Source organism: Streptomyces sp. NPDC048462 (assembly GCF_043200175.1).
Taxonomy (GTDB): domain Bacteria; phylum Actinomycetota; class Actinomycetes; order Streptomycetales; family Streptomycetaceae; genus Streptomyces.
This window is the reverse complement of the sequence record NZ_JBICXG010000022.1, coordinates 55748-73288: the sequence shown is the minus strand read 5'-3', so window position 1 is coordinate 73288 and position 17541 is coordinate 55748. Positions and strand designations below refer to the sequence as shown.

At 70.7% G+C, this 17541-nt stretch carries 19 protein-coding genes and 1 pseudogene; 18 read left to right on the top strand and 2 right to left on the bottom strand.

Annotation, left to right across the window (positions count from 1 at the left end; translation table 11 throughout):
• Window positions 1–122 precede the first annotated feature (122 nt).
• The 13 genes from rplS to ACGFU6_RS29475 all read left to right on the top strand — a co-directional run bounded on the left by rplS (window position 123) and on the right by ACGFU6_RS29475 (window position 11129).
• Entirely contained in the window at window positions 123–473 is a 351-nt protein-coding gene (gene rplS / locus ACGFU6_RS29535) for a 50S ribosomal protein L19 (RefSeq protein ID WP_123523281.1), read from the top strand.
• 45 nt (window positions 474–518) lie between these two features.
• Window positions 519–1289: a signal peptidase I gene (gene lepB / locus ACGFU6_RS29530; RefSeq protein WP_393615312.1), complete on the top strand. Its 771-nt coding sequence runs from the start codon at window positions 519–521 to the stop codon at window positions 1287–1289.
• Entirely contained in the window at window positions 1282–2349 is a 1068-nt protein-coding gene (gene lepB, locus ACGFU6_RS29525) for a signal peptidase I (RefSeq protein WP_393615310.1), read from the top strand. Before lepB (ACGFU6_RS29530) ends, lepB (ACGFU6_RS29525) begins: the two co-directional genes overlap by 8 nt.
• Window positions 2246–3145, top strand: a complete 900-nt coding sequence (gene lepB / locus ACGFU6_RS29520) for a signal peptidase I (protein ID WP_393615385.1) — start codon at window positions 2246–2248, stop codon at window positions 3143–3145. The genes lepB (ACGFU6_RS29525) and lepB (ACGFU6_RS29520) overlap by 104 nt, the downstream gene beginning before the upstream one ends.
• Window positions 3146–3228: 83 nt before the next feature.
• Window positions 3229–4149 carry a signal peptidase I gene (lepB, locus tag ACGFU6_RS29515; RefSeq protein ID WP_393615309.1) on the top strand — a complete coding sequence of 307 codons (921 nt, stop codon included), beginning with the start codon at window positions 3229–3231 and terminating at the stop codon, window positions 4147–4149.
• 49 nt (window positions 4150–4198) lie between these two features.
• On the top strand, window positions 4199–4948 hold the full coding sequence (gene lepB, locus ACGFU6_RS29510) for a signal peptidase I (RefSeq protein ID WP_393615307.1): 750 nt from the start codon (window positions 4199–4201) through the stop codon (window positions 4946–4948).
• On the top strand, window positions 4938–5426 hold the full coding sequence (locus tag ACGFU6_RS29505; RefSeq protein ID WP_393615305.1) for an NUDIX hydrolase: 489 nt from the start codon (window positions 4938–4940) through the stop codon (window positions 5424–5426). The genes lepB (ACGFU6_RS29510) and ACGFU6_RS29505 overlap by 11 nt, the downstream gene beginning before the upstream one ends.
• 61 nt (window positions 5427–5487) lie before the next feature.
• A complete protein-coding gene (locus tag ACGFU6_RS29500) occupies window positions 5488–5796 on the top strand; it encodes a DUF2469 domain-containing protein (RefSeq protein ID WP_003965949.1) in 309 nt (102 codons plus the stop codon).
• Window positions 5797–5880: 84 nt separating this feature from the next.
• The gene (locus ACGFU6_RS29495) at window positions 5881–6240 is read left to right on the top strand and encodes a YraN family protein (protein WP_123461953.1); all 360 of its coding nucleotides are present in this window, start codon (window positions 5881–5883) and stop codon (window positions 6238–6240) included.
• Window positions 6240–7865, top strand: coding sequence for a YifB family Mg chelatase-like AAA ATPase (locus tag ACGFU6_RS29490; protein ID WP_393615303.1), 1626 nt, complete (start codon window positions 6240–6242; stop codon window positions 7863–7865). The genes ACGFU6_RS29495 and ACGFU6_RS29490 overlap by 1 nt, the downstream gene beginning before the upstream one ends.
• The gene (dprA, locus tag ACGFU6_RS29485; RefSeq protein WP_393615301.1) at window positions 7862–9220 is read left to right on the top strand and encodes a DNA-processing protein DprA; all 1359 of its coding nucleotides are present in this window, start codon (window positions 7862–7864) and stop codon (window positions 9218–9220) included. The genes ACGFU6_RS29490 and dprA overlap by 4 nt, the downstream gene beginning before the upstream one ends.
• Window positions 9221–9579: 359 nt before the next feature.
• Entirely contained in the window at window positions 9580–10416 is an 837-nt protein-coding gene (gene whiG / locus ACGFU6_RS29480) for an RNA polymerase sigma factor WhiG (protein WP_073739112.1), read from the top strand.
• A gap of 137 nt (window positions 10417–10553) precedes the next feature.
• Window positions 10554–11129, top strand: a complete 576-nt coding sequence (locus tag ACGFU6_RS29475) for a TetR/AcrR family transcriptional regulator (RefSeq protein ID WP_393615384.1) — start codon at window positions 10554–10556, stop codon at window positions 11127–11129.
• Window positions 11130–11380: 251 nt separating this feature from the next.
• Here ACGFU6_RS29475 and ACGFU6_RS29470 read toward each other — a convergent pair.
• Window positions 11381–11932 (bottom strand): annotated as a pseudogene (locus tag ACGFU6_RS29470) (peptidoglycan DD-metalloendopeptidase family protein); the annotation flags it as partial.
• Window positions 11933–12209: 277 nt separating this feature from the next.
• Between ACGFU6_RS29470 and rpsB the strand changes: the two are divergent.
• From rpsB to ACGFU6_RS29445, 5 genes are all read left to right on the top strand, one after another.
• Window positions 12210–13184, top strand: a complete 975-nt coding sequence (gene rpsB, locus ACGFU6_RS29465; RefSeq protein WP_393615300.1) for a 30S ribosomal protein S2 — start codon at window positions 12210–12212, stop codon at window positions 13182–13184.
• Window positions 13185–13285: 101 nt separating this feature from the next.
• Window positions 13286–14122: a translation elongation factor Ts gene (gene tsf, locus ACGFU6_RS29460; RefSeq protein WP_393615298.1), complete on the top strand. Its 837-nt coding sequence runs from the start codon at window positions 13286–13288 to the stop codon at window positions 14120–14122.
• 158 nt (window positions 14123–14280) lie between these two features.
• On the top strand, window positions 14281–15057 hold the full coding sequence (gene pyrH / locus ACGFU6_RS29455) for a UMP kinase (RefSeq protein WP_393615297.1): 777 nt from the start codon (window positions 14281–14283) through the stop codon (window positions 15055–15057).
• A gap of 169 nt (window positions 15058–15226) precedes the next feature.
• Window positions 15227–15784 carry a ribosome recycling factor gene (frr, locus tag ACGFU6_RS29450; protein ID WP_024488459.1) on the top strand — a complete coding sequence of 186 codons (558 nt, stop codon included), beginning with the start codon at window positions 15227–15229 and terminating at the stop codon, window positions 15782–15784.
• On the top strand, window positions 15784–16869 hold the full coding sequence (locus ACGFU6_RS29445; RefSeq protein ID WP_393615296.1) for a phosphatidate cytidylyltransferase: 1086 nt from the start codon (window positions 15784–15786) through the stop codon (window positions 16867–16869). The genes frr and ACGFU6_RS29445 overlap by 1 nt, the downstream gene beginning before the upstream one ends.
• Window positions 16870–16942: 73 nt before the next feature.
• Here ACGFU6_RS29445 and ACGFU6_RS29440 read toward each other — a convergent pair whose 3' ends face one another.
• Window positions 16943–17470: a hypothetical protein gene (locus ACGFU6_RS29440; RefSeq protein WP_393615295.1), complete on the bottom strand. Its 528-nt coding sequence runs from the start codon at window positions 17468–17470 to the stop codon at window positions 16943–16945.
• Between the last annotated feature and the right edge of the window lie 71 nt (window positions 17471–17541).

Sequence of the window (17541 nt, the reverse complement as noted above, 5' to 3'; positions counted from 1 at the left end):
TGCTGTACGTCCGACGCGCGCCCCTGCCACAGGGGGAAAGACGCCCGCCCGACGCGATCAGCACCCCGAACTCATCACTCTCCCGTCGATGACCTGTGGCATCGGCGAAGAAAGCAGACATCATGACTTCCCTGCTCGATGGCGTCAACGCCGCCTCGCTGCGCAGCGACCTCCCGGCGTTCCGCGCCGGTGACACCGTCAACGTTCACGTCCGCGTGATCGAGGGCAACCGCTCCCGTATCCAGCAGTTCAAGGGCATCGTCATCCGCCGCCAGGGCGCGGGCATCAGCGAGACCTTCACGGTCCGCAAGGTCTCCTTCAGCGTCGGCGTCGAGCGCACTTTCCCGGTGCACAGCCCGATCTTCGAGAAGATCGAGCTCGTCACCCGCGGTGACGTCCGTCGCGCCAAGCTGTACTTCCTCCGTGAGCTGCGCGGCAAGGCCGCGAAGATCAAGGAGAAGCGCGACCGCTGAGCTGACTCCCAGGTCCACAGCACGGCCGGATAAGCTCTGGCCCCGATGGACACGGAAGCAGGAACCACGGAGCGCGACCGCTCCTCCGCAGCCCCCACGGGGCCGGAGGAGGGGTCGCGCTTTTCGCGTATCACGCACCGTTTCGCCGCTTCGATGTCGTGGCGGCGCACGGTCGCGCTCGGCGCCGTCTGCTCGGTCTTCGTACTGCTCTTCAGCATCTTCGTGGTGCAGCCCTTCCTGATTCCCAGCGGCTCGATGGAGTCCACGCTGCGGATCGGGGACCGGGTGCTGGTCAACAAACTGGCGTACCGTTTCGGCTCCGAACCCCGCCGCGGTGACGTGGTGGTCTTCGACGGCACCGGCTCGTTCATGCAGGAGGCGCCGCCGGTGAACCCCGTCACCGGACTGCTGCACGGCGCGGCGGCTTCGCTGGGGCTCGTGGAACCCGCCGAGACCGACTTCGTGAAACGGGTGGTGGGTGTGGGGGGCGACCGGGTGGTCTGCTGCGACAAGCGGGGGAGGATCCAGGTGAACGGCCGGCCGCTGGACGAGGGCTACCTGTTCGCGGGTGACGCGCCGTCCAGGGCCCCGTTCGACATCGTCGTGCCGGACGGCACGCTCTGGATGATGGGCGATCACCGCAGCCGCTCCCGGGACTCCCGCGACCACCTGGGCGAACCGGGCGGCGGCATGGTGCCCGTCGACAAGGTGATCGGCCGGGTGGACTGGATCGGCTGGCCGCTGGGGCGGGTGGCCTCGCTCCCGGACACCGCGGCCTTCGACGGCATACCGGCGCCGGGGGCGACGCGTGGGTAACCACGGGCGGCGGCAGGACGCCGCCGATCCCGGGGTGCCGGACGGCGGCGGGCCGGTGTCCCGCTCGCTGCCCACCCGGGCGGAGCGGCGCAGGCTGGCCCGCAAGGTGAAGCGGAAGCGGCGCAGATCGGCCGTCCAGGAGATACCCCTCCTCATCACCGTGGCGGTGGTGATCGCGCTGGTCCTCAAGACGTTCCTGGTGCAGGCCTTCGTCATCCCGTCGGGATCGATGGAACAGACCATCCGGATCGGCGACCGCGTCCTCGTGGACAAGCTGACCCCGTGGTTCGGTTCGCGGCCGCAGCGCGGCGATGTCGTCGTGTTCAAGAACCCCTCCGACTGGCCGCCGCCGAATCCGGTGGCGGCGAAGGAGTCACCTGTCGTCATCAAGCAGGTGAAGGAGGCGCTGACGTTCATCGGGCTGCTGCCGTCCGCCGACGAACAGGACCTGATCAAACGGGTGGTCGCCGTCGGCGGCGACACGGTGAAGTGCTGTGACACGGACGGCCGTCTCATGGTCAACGGCCAGGCGGTCGACGAGCCCTATCTCTATCCCGGTAATCCCCCTTCCACGATCAAATTCGAGGTAAAGGTTCCAGCCGGACGAATCTTCGTGATGGGTGACCATCGCTCCAATTCCGCCGATTCACGTTTCCACCTGGACAAGACGGCCGACGGCACGGTTTCCGAAGATGCCGTAGTGGGACGGGCCGTGGTGATCGCCTGGCCCTTCGGGCACTGGTCGAAGCTGGAGGAACGTCCCGCGTTCTCCTCGGTCCCGGACCCGCGCGCCGGGACGGCGGCCGCCCCCGGACCGTCGAATAGTGTGTCCCCGGATCCCAACGGAATGATCCGGCTCCCGACCCCTGCGGAACTCCCGCTCGTTATGGGAGTGGTTGGCCTGCACCGGCTGGGGCGCAGGCGGTGGTACGGAATAAGGAGCAGATGTGGGGGATTTGGCGGTGGGCGCACGATCCGGACACGACGAACCCGAGGACCGGCCGGACATTCCGGAGAACGCCGAGCCGGCCGGGACGACGGCGGACCGGGCGGAGAGTGACGGCGACGCCCCGGACAGTGGCAGTACGGACCGGAAGAAGCCCCGTTCATTCTGGAAGGAGCTGCCGCTCCTCATCGGTATCGCGCTGGTTCTGGCGCTGCTGATCAAGACGTTTCTGGTGCAGGCGTTCTCGATTCCGTCGGATTCGATGCAGAACACCCTTCAGCGGGGTGACCGGGTGCTGGTCGACAAGCTGACCCCGTGGTTCGGTTCGGAGCCGGAGCGCGGCGAGGTCGTCGTCTTCCACGACCCGGGAGGCTGGCTGGAGAACACTCCGACGGCCGACCCGAACGCGGTGCAGAAGTTCCTGAGCTTCATCGGGCTGATGCCGTCCGCCGAGGAGAAGGACCTGATCAAGCGGGTCATCGCGGTCGGCGGTGACACGGTGGAGTGCAAGACGAACGGCCCGGTCGAGGTCAATGGCAAGGCGCTGGACGACAAGTCGTTCATCTTCAAGGGGAACACCGCCTGCAACGACGAGCCGTTCGGCCCGGTCAAGGTGCCCAAGGGCCGTATCTGGGTGATGGGCGACCACCGTCAGAACTCCCTCGACTCCCGCTACCACCAGGGGCTGCCGGGTGGCGGCACCGTCTCCAACGACGAAGTCGTGGGCCGGGCCATCGTGGTCGCGTGGCCGGTCAACCGCTGGTCGACCCTGCCCGTGCCGAAGACCTTCGACCAGCCGGGGATCAACGCTGCGGCCGGGCTGGCTCCCGGTGCGCTCGGCTTCGCCGGTGCGCTGCCCCTCGTGCTCTGGCGCAGGCGGAGCAGGACCGCGGCGGCGCGGCAGAAGTAGCCCGGGGAACCCCCGCTCGTTGTGCGGGGGGTGGGTTTGTGATCGGCAGGCCCGGGTGGGCGGCCGTTGGCGCAGAGTGAGGAATGAATGTGAGCGACGTGGCAGGCGGAGCGCGATCCGGACACGGGCAGTCCACGGAGAGGGTTGAGCAGCCTGCCGACGCTGCCTTCGACCCGGTGGAAGGGACACCGGGTCCGGCCGCGCCGGAGGCCGCGCGCATCCCGGAACAGGGCGGCAAGCGGGCGAAGAAGCCCCGCCCCCTCTGGAAGGAGCTGCCGCTCCTCATCGGTATCGCGCTGGTTCTGGCGCTGCTGATCAAGACGTTTCTGGTGCAGGCGTTCTCGATTCCGTCGGATTCGATGCAGAACACCCTTCAGCGGGGTGACCGGGTGCTGGTCGACAAGCTGACCCCGTGGTTCGGTTCGGAGCCGGAGCGCGGCGAGGTCGTCGTCTTCCACGACCCGAGCGGCTGGCTGGACGGCGAGCCGACGCCCGAGTCGAACGCGGTGCAGACCTTCCTCAGCTTCATCGGCCTGATGCCCTCGTCGCAGGAGAAGGACCTGATCAAGCGGACGATCGCGGTCGGCGGCGACACCGTGTCGTGCAAGAAGGGCGGCCCGGTCGTCGTCAACGGCAAGCCGCTCGACGAGCCGTACATCTTCCCCGGCGGCACGGCCTGTGACGACATGCCCTTCGGTCCGTTCAAGGTGCCCGACGGCAAGATCTGGGTGATGGGCGACCACCGCCAGGACTCCGCGGACTCGCGTTATCACATGAACGACGTGAACAAGGGCTTCGTGCCGGTGGACGACGTCGTGGGCCGGGCCATCGTGGTCGCGTGGCCGGTCAACCGCTGGGCGACCCTGTCGGTCCCGGACACCTTCGACCAGCCGGGGATCAACACCGCGGCCGCGCTGGCTCCCGGCGCGCTCGGCATCGCCGGCGCCCTGCCGATCGTGCTTCTGCGCAGGCGGAGGCTGACCGGCGGGCGTACCGCCGGGTAGGGTGCCGACTCGGATCAGCGATTGTCGATCTCCGATGGGGGACGCTGGGATGAGTGGAACAGGACGTACGGATGACGGCCGCGGCCGGCTCGGCAGCAAGCTGTCGGGGCTGGCGGTGGCCGTCGGCTGTGTGCTCTTCCTCGGCGGGTTCGCCTGGGCCGCCGTGGTGTACCGGCCGTACACGGTGCCGACGGAGTCGATGACCCCGACGGTGAACGCCGGGGACCGGGTCCTCGCGCAACGGGTGGACGGCAGCGAAGTGCGCCGGGGCGATGTCGTGGTCTTCACCGATCCGGCGTGGGGCGACATGCCGATGGTGAAAAGGGTCGTCGGCATCGGCGGCGACAAGGTCGCCTGCTGCCAGAAGGACGGCCGGCTCACGATCAACGGCATACCCGTCGCGGAACCGTATCTGCAGTCGACGGACCCCGCTTCGGCGAACGGCTTCGCGGCCGAGGTGCCGAAGGGACAGCTCTTCCTCCTGGGCGACGACCGCCAGGTCTCGCTGGACTCCCGGGTCCATCTGGAGGACGGCGGGCAGGGCTCGGTGCCCCGCAGCGCCGTGACGGCCCGGGTGGACGCCGTGGCCTGGCCGCTGGGCAGCATGGTCGAACGGCCCGGGGCCTTCGCCGCCCTGCCCGGCGGTGTGTCGTCCGCCGGACCGCTCAAGCTCCAGCTCGCAGCGGTGATCGCGGGCTTGCTGCTCATTCTGGGCGGTTCCGTGTACGGACCGCTCGCGGCCCGGTCCTCCCGGTCGAAGCGGAACAAGCAGGGGAAGGCGGCTGCCGGTGTCCGCTGAGCAGCGCAAGGTCTCCCGGCTGGTACTCCTTGATCCGGACGACCGCATTCTGCTGATGCACGGCTTCGAACCGGAGGACCCCGCGAGCACCTGGTGGTTCACCCCGGGCGGGGGGCTGGAAGGCGATGAGACCCGGGAGCGGGCCGCGCTGCGCGAGCTGGCCGAGGAGACCGGGATCAGGGATGTCGAGCTGGGCCCGCTCCTCTGGAAGCGGATGTGCTCCTTTCCGTTCGACGGCCGGCGCTGGGAGCAGGACGAGTGGTACTTCCTCGCCCGCACGGAGCAGACCCTGACGGACACCAGCGGGCAGACCGGGCTGGAACGGCGCAGTGTCGCGGGCCTGAGGTGGTGGACCTCCGCCGAACTGTCGGCGACGCGTGAGACGGTGTACCCGACCAGACTCGCCGGGCTGCTGCACACGCTGCTCGACGAGGGTCCCCCGCGTACGCCGTTGGTTCTGGCTCCCGAAATCGCCTGAGCGTCCGGGCGCCGGGCCTGGCGCACAATGGGGGCACGCACGGCTGAAGGGGAACATGCCAATGAGCGCCGAGGACCTCGAGAAGTACGAGACCGAGATGGAGCTGAAGCTCTACCGGGAGTACCGCGATGTCGTCGGTCTGTTCAAATATGTGATCGAGACCGAACGGCGCTTCTACCTCACCAACGACTACGAGATGCAGGTGCACTCGGTCCAGGGCGAGGTGTTTTTCGAGGTATCCATGGCGGATGCCTGGGTCTGGGACATGTACAGGCCGGCACGGTTCGTCAAGCAGGTCCGGGTGCTGACGTTCAAGGACGTCAACATCGAGGAGCTCAACAAGAGCGATCTCGAACTTCCGGGTGGCTGAGTTGTCCACATCCGCCCGCTTGTCCACCAAGATCCACTAGCTGCGGGCGGACGCGTCAGAGTCGGTGCCGGAGGTGGTGCCGATATGAACGCACGGGGGGCACTCGGGCGGTACGGCGAGGATCTGGCGGCGCGGCTGCTGACCGACGCCGGCATGTCCGTACTGGAGCGGAACTGGCGCTGTCGCACCGGCGAGATCGACATCGTCGCGCTGGACGGCGACGCGCTCGTCATCTGCGAGGTGAAGACGCGCAGGGCGGGTGGATTCGAGCACCCGATGGCCGCCGTGACACCGGCCAAGGCGGACCGGCTGCGCCGGCTGGCCGAACTCTGGCTCGACCGGCACGGCGGTCCGCCGCCCGGTGGCGTGCGGATCGACCTGGTCGGCGTGGTGCTGCCCAGGCGCGGTGCGCCGCTGGCCGAGCACGCCCGGGGGGTGGCGTGATGGCGTTCGCGCGTGCCTGCTCGGTGGCGCTGGTCGGCGTCGAGGGCGTGGTGGTGGAGGTCCAGGCGGACCTGGAGCCCGGGGTGGCGGCGTTCACCCTGGTGGGGCTGCCCGACAAGAGCCTGGTGGAGAGCCGTGACCGGGTACGGGCGGCGGTGGTCAACTCCGGGGCGGAGTGGCCGCAGAAGAAGCTCACGGTGGGCCTGTCCCCGGCCTCGGTGCCCAAGAGCGGTTCGGGCTTCGATCTCGCTGTGGCGTGCGCGGTGCTCGGTGCGGCCGAGCGGATCGACCCCGCCTCGATCGCCGATGTCGTGATGATCGGGGAGCTGGGGCTCGACGGCCGGGTGCGGCCGGTGCGCGGGGTGCTGCCCGCCGTGCTGGCCGCCGCGGAGGCCGGCTACCGCCAGGTGGTCGTCCCCGAGCAGACGGCGGGGGAGGCGGCGCTGGTGCCCGGGGTCTCCGTGCTCGGGGTGCGGAGCCTGCGGCAGCTGATCGCCGTGCTCCGCGACGAGCCGGTGCCCGAGGAGCAGGAGCCCCACGACCAGGGGCGCCCCGACACGATGCTGGCCGGTCTCATGGTGCCCGGCGCCGGAATGGGCACCGGCATCGCCCGGGGCCCGGCACAGGGCGACGGACACCGGCCGGATCTGGCGGACGTCGCGGGCCAGGAGCGGCCGCGCAAGGCCCTGGAGGTCGCCGCGGCGGGCGGTCACCACCTCCTGCTGTCCGGGCCGCCGGGCGCGGGCAAGACCATGCTCGCCGAACGGCTGCCCGCGATCCTGCCCGCCCTGACCAGGCAGGAGTCCCTGGAGGTGACCGCGGTGCACTCGGTGGCGGGCATCCTGCCGCCGGGCGAGCCGCTCGTCTCCCGGGCGCCCTACTGCGCACCGCACCACTCCGCGACCATGCAGTCGCTGGTCGGCGGGGGCAACGGGCTGCCACGGCCGGGCGCGGTGTCGCTGGCCCATCGCGGCATCCTCTTCCTGGACGAGGCGCCGGAGTTCTCGGTACGGGCCCTGGACGCGCTGCGGCAGCCGCTGGAGTCGGGGCACGTGGTGGTGGCGCGCAGCGCCGGCGTGGTGCGGCTGCCCGCCCGCTTCCTGATGGTGCTGGCCGCCAACCCCTGCCCGTGCGGGCGGCACACCCTGAACGGGGCCGGCTGCGAATGCCCGCCCGCCTCGGTCCGGCGCTATCAGGCCCGGCTCTCCGGCCCGCTGCTCGACCGGGTGGATCTGCGGGTGACCGTCGAACCGGTCAGGCGCGCGGACCTGATGGGGCAGGGCGGCCGAGGCGAGTCGACGGCGACGGTCGCCGCCCGGGTGCGGGAGGCGCGGGCCCGCGCGGCGGAGCGGCTGGCAGGCACCCCCTGGACCAGCAACAGCGAGGTGCCCGGCCACGAGCTGAGGACCCGGCTGGTCGCGGCGCCGGGGGCGCTGCTGGCGGCCGAACGGGACATGGAACGGGGCCTGCTCACCGCGCGCGGCCTGGACCGGGTCCTGCGGGTGGCGTGGACCCTCGCGGATCTGCGGGGCGCGGGCCGGCCGGACGCCTCGGACATCGCGGTGGCGCTCGAGCTGCGCACCGGGATCCCGCGCGGGGCCCCGATGACGGCGGGTGCGGCATGACGGGGCACGGGTCCGGGGCGAGCCACTGGGCGGCGGGCGCCGCGTACGGCCCGCGCGCCGAGGGACAACCGCCGGCAGCGGGGGCGAATGGCGTGGAGCGGCGGGTGTGTGTATCCGGTGGGGCGAACGACGGAGAGCGGCGGGTGTGTGTATCCGGTGGGGCGAACGACGGAGAGCGGCCGGTGCGGGCTGCCGGTGGGGTGAGTGAGGGGGAGCGGCTGGCGCGGGCCGCGTTGAGCCGGGTCCTGGAACCGGGGGACGAACGGGGCGGCCGCTGGCTCCGGGAGTGCGGCGCCGGAGAACTGCTGCGGCGGATCACGGCCCGCGACGGATCGGCCGAGCGGCTGAGCGGTATGACGGCGAGGCGACTGGCCGGCTACCGGCTGCGGGCGGAGGCGGCCGAACCCGCCCGGGACCTGGCGGCGGTGGCCGAGGTCGGCGGGCGCTTCGTCTGTCCGGGCGACCGCGAGTGGCCGAGCCAGCTGGACGACCTGGGCGACGGCCGGCCGACCGGGCTCTGGGTGCGGGGGAGGCCCGATCTGCGGCTCTGGGCGCTGCGTTCGGTCGCGGTGGTCGGGGCCCGTGCCTGCACCCCGTACGGCGCCCACATGGCGGCGAGCCTCGGTGGCGGTCTCGCGGAGCGGGGGTGGGTGGTCGTATCGGGTGCGGCGTTCGGCGTCGACGGGGCCGCCCACCGGGGAGCCCTCGCCGCGGGCGGGGCGACGGCGGCGGTGCTGGCCTGCGGGGTGGACGTCGCGTACCCCCGCGGACATGCCGAACTGATCGGGCGCGTGGTCGAACAGGGGCTCGTCATCGGTGAACTGCCGCCGGCCGAACACCCCACCCGCACCCGGTTCATCCTCCGGAACCGGGTGATCGCCGCGTTGACGAGGGGGACCGTCGTGGTGGAGGCCGAGTACCGCAGCGGTTCACTGGTCACGGCACGCTGCGCCCAGCGGCTCGGCCGCTTCACGATGGGTGTTCCCGGGCCCGCCACCAGCGGTCTGTCGGCAGGCGTCCATGAACTCCTGCGGGGAGAGGGGGTGCTGGTGACGGATGCCTCGGAAGTCGTCGAACTGGTCGGTGACATGGGGGAACTCGCCCCGTACCGACGCGGGCGGGTGCTGCCGCGCGACCTGCTGGACGCCGGCTGCGCCCGGGTTCTCGACGCGCTGCCGGCCCGTGGCGCCGTCGGCGGCCGCGAGGTGGCCCGCACCGCCGGAACGAGCGCCGACGAGGCCCTCGCCAGGCTGTACGAACTGCACTCACTGGGGTTCGTCGAACGTCATGGCGATGGATGGCAGTTGACGCGGCGGCCGACTTGCAATGACGACGCGCGGCGAGGCGGTACTTGACCTGGAGCATTCGGGTGAAAAGGTGATGGCGATGACCCCGGCGGATGGTTCGGCAGCGCCTCCGGGGCCGGCGCGCGACGCGTCGGCCCCGACGCCAGTCATGTCCGTGTCCGCGTGCGCGGCCGTCTCCGGCGCCGCGTCAGGTGTCGTGTCCGCGGTGTCCGTCAGCGTGGCCGTGGCCCCGTCCGTAACCCCGTCCGTCCCCGCGACCGGTGACGTGTCCGTTCCTCCGGAAGCGGACGGCTCCGATCCCATATCCTGCGCGCACCGCGACACTTCAGTCACGCTACGCTCACAAGGATCCCGCCCCAGAACGCACATCCCCCAGCACTTCACAGCAGAACGGCTCAAGGCACCACATGCCCCAGCACACCTCCGGGTCTGACCGCGCGGCAGTACCACCGGCTGCGCGTGGCACTGTGCGCCCTCCCGCCCCCTCCTCGCTCGACGAGTTGTGGCGTTCGTACAAGACGACGGGCGACGAGCGGCTGCGGGAGCAGCTGATCCTGCACTACTCGCCCCTGGTGAAGTACGTCGCCGGCCGGGTGAGTGTGGGGCTGCCGTCCAACGTCGAGCAGGCGGACTTCGTCTCCTCGGGGGTGTTCGGGCTGATCGACGCGATCGAGAAGTTCGACATCGAGCGGGCGATCAAGTTCGAGACGTACGCGATCACCCGCATTCGCGGCGCGATGATCGACGAACTCCGGGCCCTGGACTGGATCCCCCGCTCCGTGCGCCAGAAGGCGCGGGCGGTGGAACGCGCCTACGCCACGTTGGAGGCGCGGCTGCGGCGCACCCCGTCGGAGGCGGAGGTCGCCGCGGAGATGGAGATCGGACTGGAGGAACTGCACGCGGTTTTCAGCCAGTTGTCGCTGGCGAACGTGGTCGCGCTGGAGGAGCTGCTCCATGTGGGCGGCGAGGGCGGCGACCGGCTGAGCCTGATGGACACGCTGGAGGACACCGCAGCCGACAATCCGGTGGAGGTGGCCGAGGGGCGTGAGCTCAGGAGGCTGCTCGCGCGGGCGATCAACACCCTCCCGGACCGCGAGAAGACGGTTGTCACGCTCTACTACTACGAGGGCCTCACCCTCGCCGAGATCGGCAACGTCCTCGGGGTCACCGAGAGCCGGGTCAGCCAGATCCACACGAAGTCCGTGCTGCAGCTGCGCGCGAAACTGGCCGACGCCGGGCGCTGAGACCGCCTGCTGCGGCGGCCGGCGCCCCCCTGCGCAGACCGCCCTCGGCCGCCTCGGCCACCGATCGGGGCCACCCGCTCCCTCCTGGGCACCCGCCGCCGTACAGTGGAGGCGTGCCCAGGATTCGAGCGGCCTCCGTGGCCGAGCACCGGACCATGCAGCGCGGCGCCCTCCTGGACGCAGCGCGTTCCCTGCTGTCCGAGGGAGGCACGGAGGCGCTGACCTTCCCCGCCCTCGCCGAGCGCACGGGCCTCGCCCGGTCCTCCGTCTACGAGTACTTCCGTTCCCGCGCCGCCGTCGTCGAGGAGCTCTGCACCGTCGACTTCCCCGTCTGGGCGGCCGAGGTGGAGAACGCGATGGAACGGGCCGGGACGCCGGAGGAGAAGATCGAGGCGTACGTGCGACGGCAGCTCGATCTCGTGGGGGATCGGCGCCACCGCGCCGTCGTCGCGATCTCCGCGAGTGAGCTGGACGCCGGCGCCCGGGAGAAGATCCGCGCGGCCCACGGCGGTCTGATCGCCATGATCGTCGAGGCGCTCGGCGACCTCGGCCACGAGCAGCCCCGGCTGGCGGCGATGCTGCTGCAGGGCTCGGTGGACGCCGCGGTCCGGCGTATCGAACTCAGCGTGGCGGAGGAGCCGTCCGTGATCGCGGACACCGCGGTCGCCATGGTCCTGGGCGGTGTCCGGGGCCTCCCCGGCGCGCGGGCCTGACCCCGGCGCATCACCGCGACACCCGTCAGCAGGGCGGCGGCCGCCCCGCCGTCCGGCAGCATGACTGGGTCCCCGCCGTCCTGCGGCTTCGCCGGATTCCCGCTCTGCGCCGGTGCGGGTTCGGGCACGCCGGTCACCGGCAGCAGCCGGGAGGGCCCGCGCCGCAACAGCGCGGGCGGCAGCAGCGACAGCGGGTCCAGGTACGCCGCCGCGCGGCGCAGCCCCCAGTGCAGGCAGCCGGACTCACAGTGGGAGGGCCCCGGCGCCATCACCGCCACCACCTGTCCCGCGGTGACCTCGTCCCCCTTCGCGACCATCGGGCGCACCGGCTCGTACGTGGTCCGCAGCGGCGGATCGCCCGTCCCCGCGAGCTCGATGGCCAGCACCCCCCGTCCCGCGACCCCGCCCGCGAACGAGACCCGGCCGGAGGCGGCCGCGAGCACCTCCGTGCCCGGTGCGGCGGCTAGGTCCACCCCGCGGTGCCCCGGTCCGTAGTCCGTGGCGGGCGGCTCCCATCCCCGTACGACCACGGGCCGGCCGGCCAGCGGCCAGACGCGTGCGCGGTCCGGCGGCGGATCGGCCGGGGCGGGCGCGGGCACCGGCGCGGTCACGGGTGCGGGCGACCGGTCCGCCGCGACGGCCGTCGTCCCGCACCACCACCCCGCCGCGAGAAGCGCCGCCGCGAGGACCGCCGCTGCGGCCACCGCCGACACCGCCCGCACCGGACGCCCCGGCGCACCGCCCCGTCCACGGCGGCCTGCGGGCCGGACCCGGGATCCGTCCTGGTCAGATGTGATTCGCATGGCACAACCGTCCCCCGGCGACCCGGTCCGCGGGGGATCATGGACCGGATCTGTGGAGTACCGGCCGGTTGTGGACAGCGCCGTCACCCGGCACTCGACGGGTCCCGTACACTTCTTTTGGCGATCCGGGTCACCGGGTCGACTTCGCACGCCCCGCCATCTCCCTCTCAACGGAGGTGGCCGCGCTCCTCGGTCCCTCGTGGCACGGCGCGTCGGGGCGTCAGGCGCGACAGCAAACCTGCGGTCGCGATAACCGAGTACCTCAAGGAGTACGGCCATGGCCGTCGTCACGATGCGGGAGCTGCTGGAAAGCGGCGTCCACTTCGGTCACCAGACCCGTCGTTGGAACCCGAAGATGAAGCGCTTCATCTTCACGGAGCGCAACGGCATCTACATCATCGACCTGCTCCAGTCGCTGTCGTACATCGACCGCGCCTACGAGTTCGTCAAGGAGACCGTCGCCCACGGCGGCTCCATCATGTTCGTGGGTACGAAGAAGCAGGCCCAGGAGGCCATCGCCGAGCAGGCGACGCGCGTCGGCATGCCGTACGTCAACCAGCGTTGGCTCGGTGGCATGCTCACCAACTTCTCCACCGTCTACAAGCGCCTTCAGCGTCTGAAGGAGCTCGAGCTCATCGACTTCGAGGACGTGGCCGCCTCCGGCCTCACCAAGAAGGAGCTCCTGGTCCTCTCCCGCGAGAAGGCCAAGCTGGAGAAGACCCTCGGTGGTATCCGCGAGATGCAGAAGGTGCCGAGCGCCGTCTGGATCGTCGACACCAAGAAGGAGCACATCGCCGTCGGTGAGGCGCGCAAGCTCCACATCCCGGTCGTCGCGATCCTCGACACCAACTGCGACCCCGACGAGGTCGACTACAAGATTCCGGGCAACGACGACGCGATCCGCTCCGTCACCCTGCTCACCCGCGTGATCGCCGACGCCGTCGCCGAGGGCCTCATCGCCCGCTCCGGCGCTGCGACCGGCGACTCGAAGCCGGGCGAGAAGGCCGCCGGCGAGCCGCTCGCCGAGTGGGAGCGTGACCTGCTCGAGGGCGACAAGAAGGCCGACGCCGAGGTCCAGACCTCCGCCGAGACCGAGAAGGTCGCGGACGCGGAGGCCGCTGAGGCCCCCGCCGCCGAGGCTGCCGCTGAGGCGCCCGCCGCCGAGGCTGCCGTTGAGGCGCCCGCCACCGAGACGCCGGCCGTCGAGGCACCCGCCGCCGAGGCCCCGGCCGCGGACGGCGAGCAGGCCTGACACCCGTCACGGCTGACGACGGCGGGGGCCGGTGCCACACAGGCACCGCCCCCGCCGTTCACCCGTAGATCTTTCAGACTTCGAGAGAGAAATACAGACTCATGGCGAACTACACCGCCGCTGACGTCAAGAAGCTCCGTGAGCTCACCGGCGCCGGCATGATGGACTGCAAGAAGGCGCTCGACGAGGCCGATGGCAGCGTCGAAGGTGCCGTCGAGGCCCTTCGTATCAAGGGTCAGAAGGGCGTCGCCAAGCGCGAGGGCCGTTCTGCCGAGAACGGCGCCGTTGTCTCCCTCATCTCCGAGGACAACACCTCCGGCGTCCTGCTCGAGCTGAAGTGCGAGACGGACTTCGTCGCCAAGGGCGAGAAGTTCCAGGCTGTCGCCAACGCGCTGGCCGCGCACGTCGCCGCCACCTCCCCGGCCGACCTGACCACGCTGCTCGCCTCTGAGATCGAGGCCGGCAAGACGGTTCAGGCGTACGTCGACGAGGCCAACGCCAACCTCGGTGAGAAGATCGTCCTGGACCGCTTCGAGCAGTTCACCGGCGCCTACGTCTCCGTGTACATGCACCGCACCATGCCCGACCTGCCGCCGCAGATCGGTGTCCTGGTCGAGCTCGACAAGGCCGACGCCGACCTGGCGAAGGGCCTTGCCCAGCACATCGCCGCCTTCGCGCCGAAGTACCTCTCCCGCGAGGACGTCCCGGCCGAGATCGTCGAGACCGAGCGTCGTGTCGCCGAGGAGACCACGCGCGCCGAGGGCAAGCCCGAGGCCGCGCTCCCGAAGATCGTCGAGGGTCGCGTCAACGGCTTCTTCAAGGAGGCCACCCTCCTCGGCCAGCCGTATGCGCTGGACAACAAGAAGTCCGTCCAGAAGGTCCTGGACGAGGCCGGTGTCACCCTGAAGCGCTTCTCGCGCATCAAGGTCGGCATCTGAGTCCGTCCGCGAAAAACGGTGGACCCCGATAGGGTCTGGTGCAGTCGACGGCCGCACACCGCCGTACGACCGCAGATCTGACGAGGAGGCCATTGCCGCTGAGGGACACAGGACCCACCGGCAATGGCCTTCTTCGTATGTGCACGAGGAGAATCTCCATGAACAAGGGCGCGGACGCCGCAACAGGTGACCACAGGCGCGACGACGGCAAGGTGGCCGGACGCTTCATGCTGAAGCTGTCCGGAGAGGCGTTCGCCGGCGGCGGGGGTCTCGGTGTCGACCCCGACGTCGTGCACGCCATCGCACGCGAGATCGCGGCGGTCGTCCGGGACGGCGCGGAAATCGCGATCGTCATCGGTGGCGGCAACTTCTTCCGCGGCGCCGAGCTCCAGCAGCGCGGTATGGACCGGGCCCGGTCCGACTACATGGGCATGCTCGGCACGGTCATGAACTGCCTGGCACTCCAGGACTTCCTGGAGAAGGAAGGCATCGACTCCCGCGTCCAGACCGCCATCACCATGGGCCAGGTCGCGGAGCCGTACATCCCGCTGCGCGCCGTACGGCACCTGGAGAAGGGCCGCGTCGTCATCTTCGGCGCCGGTATGGGCATGCCGTACTTCTCCACCGACACCACCGCGGCCCAGCGCGCCCTGGAGATCGACGCCGAGGCGCTGCTGATGGGCAAGAACGGTGTGGACGGGGTCTACGACTCCGACCCGAAGACCAACCCCGGAGCGGTGAAGTTCGACGCGCTGAAGTACAGCGAGGTGCTCGCCCGTGACCTCAAGGTCGCCGACGCCACCGCCATCACGCTCTGCCGTGACAACCAGCTGCCGATCCTCGTCTTCGAGCTGACGACCGCGGGCAATATCGCCCGTGCCGTCAAGGGTGAGAAGATCGGTTCGCTCGTGAGCGACCGGAGTACCCGGGCCTGAGAACCAGGGGGGCCCGGCCGGGGAGACCCGGTGGGTTCCCGGGGCCCGCGGTAGGGGCCCGAAGGATGGACAACGGCCTGCCGGTCGGACACCGTGCAGGTGAGGACGCGACGCAGGACCCGCCGGGCCCGAGCACGCCGGGCCCACTCAAGACACGCAGGAGCACGTGGTGATCGAAGAAACCCTCCTCGAGGCCGAGGAGAAGATGGAGAAGGCCGTCGTGGTCGCGAAAGAGGACTTCGCCGCGATCCGCACCGGCCGTGCGCACCCGGCGATGTTCAACAAGATCGTCGCCGACTACTACGGCGCGCTGACCCCGATCAACCAGCTGGCCTCGTTCTCGGTGCCCGAGCCCCGGATGGCCGTCGTGACGCCGTTCGACAAGACGGCCCTGCGCAACATCGAGCAGGCCATCCGCGACTCCGACCTCGGCGTGAACCCGAGCAACGACGGCAATATCATCCGGGTGAACTTCCCCGACCTCACCGAAGAGCGCCGTCGCGACTACATCAAGGTCGCGAAGACCAAGGCCGAGGACTCCAAGATCTCGATCCGCGCGGTCCGCCGCAAGGCCAAGGAGACCCTCGACAAGCTGGTCAAGGACAAGGAGTCCGGCGAGGACGAGGTGCGCCGCGCCGAGAAGGAGCTCGACGACACCACCGCGAAGTACGTCGCGCAGGTGGACGAGCTGCTGAAGCACAAGGAAGCCGAGCTGCTCGAAGTCTGATGAACGACTCCTCCCGGGGCGTCCCGCAGGACGCCGGCCACGGGGCCGCTCCCGAGATGTGGGCCGCTCCGGCGGGTCCTGCATACGATGTGCATAACGCCCAGCAGACTCGGCCCATGCCCATCGTGCCGGACGTTCCCGACGCAGGTAGAGACGCAGAGAGCCGTGATGACCGGGACCAGGGGGCCGCACGCCTGAGCGGCGGCCCCCTGTTCCGCGACGAGAAGCCGCAGGAGCCCATGTCCACCGCGCCGCCGCCCCCGCAGAAGAAACGTGCGGGCCGTGATCTGGGAGCCGCCATAGGGGTCGGCGTGGGCCTCGGGGCCGTCGTCGTCGCTTCGCTCTTCGTCGTCAAGGCCGTCTTCGTCGGGGTGATCGTGGTCGCCGTCGTCGTGGGCCTGTGGGAGCTCACCTCCCGCCTGCAGGAGCGCAAGGGGATCAAGGCGCCGCTCGTACCCCTCGCGGTCGGTGGCGCCGCCATGGTCGTGGCCGGTTACGCGCGAGGTGCCGAGGGCGCCTGGGCCGCCATGGCGCTGACCGCCCTCGCGGTGCTCGTCTGGCGGATGACCGAACCGCCGGAGGGCTACCTCAAGGACGTCACGGCCGGCGTCTTCGCCGCGTTCTACGTACCGTTCCTGGCCACCTTCGTCGCCATGCTCCTGACGGCGGACGACGGACCGATGCGGGTGCTGACCTTCCTGCTGCTGACCGTGGTCAGCGACACCGGCGCGTACGCCGTCGGCTGGCGGTTCGGCAAGCACAAGCTCGCCCCCCGGATCAGCCCCGGAAAGACCCGCGAGGGCCTCTTCGGTGCCGTGAGCTTCGCGATGGTGGCCGGCGCGCTGTGCATGCAGTTCCTGATCGACGACGGCTCCTGGTGGCAGGGCCTGCTGCTCGGCCTCGCGGTCGCCGCCAGCGCCACCCTGGGTGACCTCGGCGAGTCCATGATCAAGCGGGACCTCGGGATCAAGGACATGGGCACGCTGCTCCCCGGACACGGCGGAATCATGGACCGGCTGGACTCGCTGCTGCCGACCGCGCCGGTGGTCTGGCTGCTGATGGTGATCTTCGTCGGCTCCGGCTGAACGACCGTACGCGTCGCCACGAGTGAGGGCCCACCGTCTCCGGACGGTGGGCCCTCACTCGTGTCCGGTGAGGTCAGACACGGTCCCGCAGGGCCGAGCGCATGTGGTGAAGGAGCCCCATCGTCCGCTTGTGCATCCACAGGACCCCGCAACAGAACGCGATCACGCCCACGGCGAAGACCACGGGGAAGGCCAGTGAGCCGGTGGCGGCCCCGAGGACCAGCATGCCCACCGCGATCAGGCCCAGCAGACCCAGCCAGTAGGGCAGCCACCGGCTGCCCCGCTCCATCTTCCCGAGCTGGTCCTCGACCAGCCGCCCCATGAGCACCCGCTCCTCGGGGTCCTCGGGTACCTCGCGTTGCCGGAGCCTGCGGCTGAGGTCGACGACCGTGCCGGGCCGCGCGCCGGTCGCCCGGCCGGCCCTGCGGCGCTGGTACGCCACGACCCCGATGATCACGGCGGTGTAGAGCAGGCTCTGGACCGCCCATAAGGCCGGATGATCGTCCCGGCGGAACACGGCGCCGAAGCCCAGTCCCAGCACGAAGAGCACCAGGGCCTGTGCGGGCAGGCTGTGACTGAACCAGCGCTTCACGGTGTGCACGGCTGATACCTCCTGTGTGGTCGGCGGGCCGTCCCTGTTCCACCGGATACCCCGTCCGGCCCGGCTCAGCG

Coding starts and splice junctions, on each gene's coding strand:
- lepB (WP_393615307.1), top strand. CDS start 4,199: ATGAGTGGAACAGGACGTACGGATGACGGCCGCGGCCGGCTCGGCAGC.
- ACGFU6_RS29500 (WP_003965949.1), top strand. CDS start 5,488: ATGAGCGCCGAGGACCTCGAGAAGTACGAGACCGAGATGGAGCTGAAG.
- whiG (WP_073739112.1), top strand. CDS start 9,580: ATGCCCCAGCACACCTCCGGGTCTGACCGCGCGGCAGTACCACCGGCT.
- ACGFU6_RS29445 (WP_393615296.1), top strand. CDS start 15,784: ATGAACGACTCCTCCCGGGGCGTCCCGCAGGACGCCGGCCACGGGGCC.
- ACGFU6_RS29495 (WP_123461953.1), top strand. CDS start 5,881: ATGAACGCACGGGGGGCACTCGGGCGGTACGGCGAGGATCTGGCGGCG.
- rpsB (WP_393615300.1), top strand. CDS start 12,210: ATGGCCGTCGTCACGATGCGGGAGCTGCTGGAAAGCGGCGTCCACTTC.
- lepB (WP_393615312.1), top strand. CDS start 519: ATGGACACGGAAGCAGGAACCACGGAGCGCGACCGCTCCTCCGCAGCC.
- pyrH (WP_393615297.1), top strand. CDS start 14,281: ATGAACAAGGGCGCGGACGCCGCAACAGGTGACCACAGGCGCGACGAC.
- tsf (WP_393615298.1), top strand. CDS start 13,286: ATGGCGAACTACACCGCCGCTGACGTCAAGAAGCTCCGTGAGCTCACC.
- rplS (WP_123523281.1), top strand. CDS start 123: ATGACTTCCCTGCTCGATGGCGTCAACGCCGCCTCGCTGCGCAGCGAC.
- lepB (WP_393615309.1), top strand. CDS start 3,229: ATGAATGTGAGCGACGTGGCAGGCGGAGCGCGATCCGGACACGGGCAG.
- dprA (WP_393615301.1), top strand. CDS start 7,862: ATGACGGGGCACGGGTCCGGGGCGAGCCACTGGGCGGCGGGCGCCGCG.
- ACGFU6_RS29490 (WP_393615303.1), top strand. CDS start 6,240: ATGGCGTTCGCGCGTGCCTGCTCGGTGGCGCTGGTCGGCGTCGAGGGC.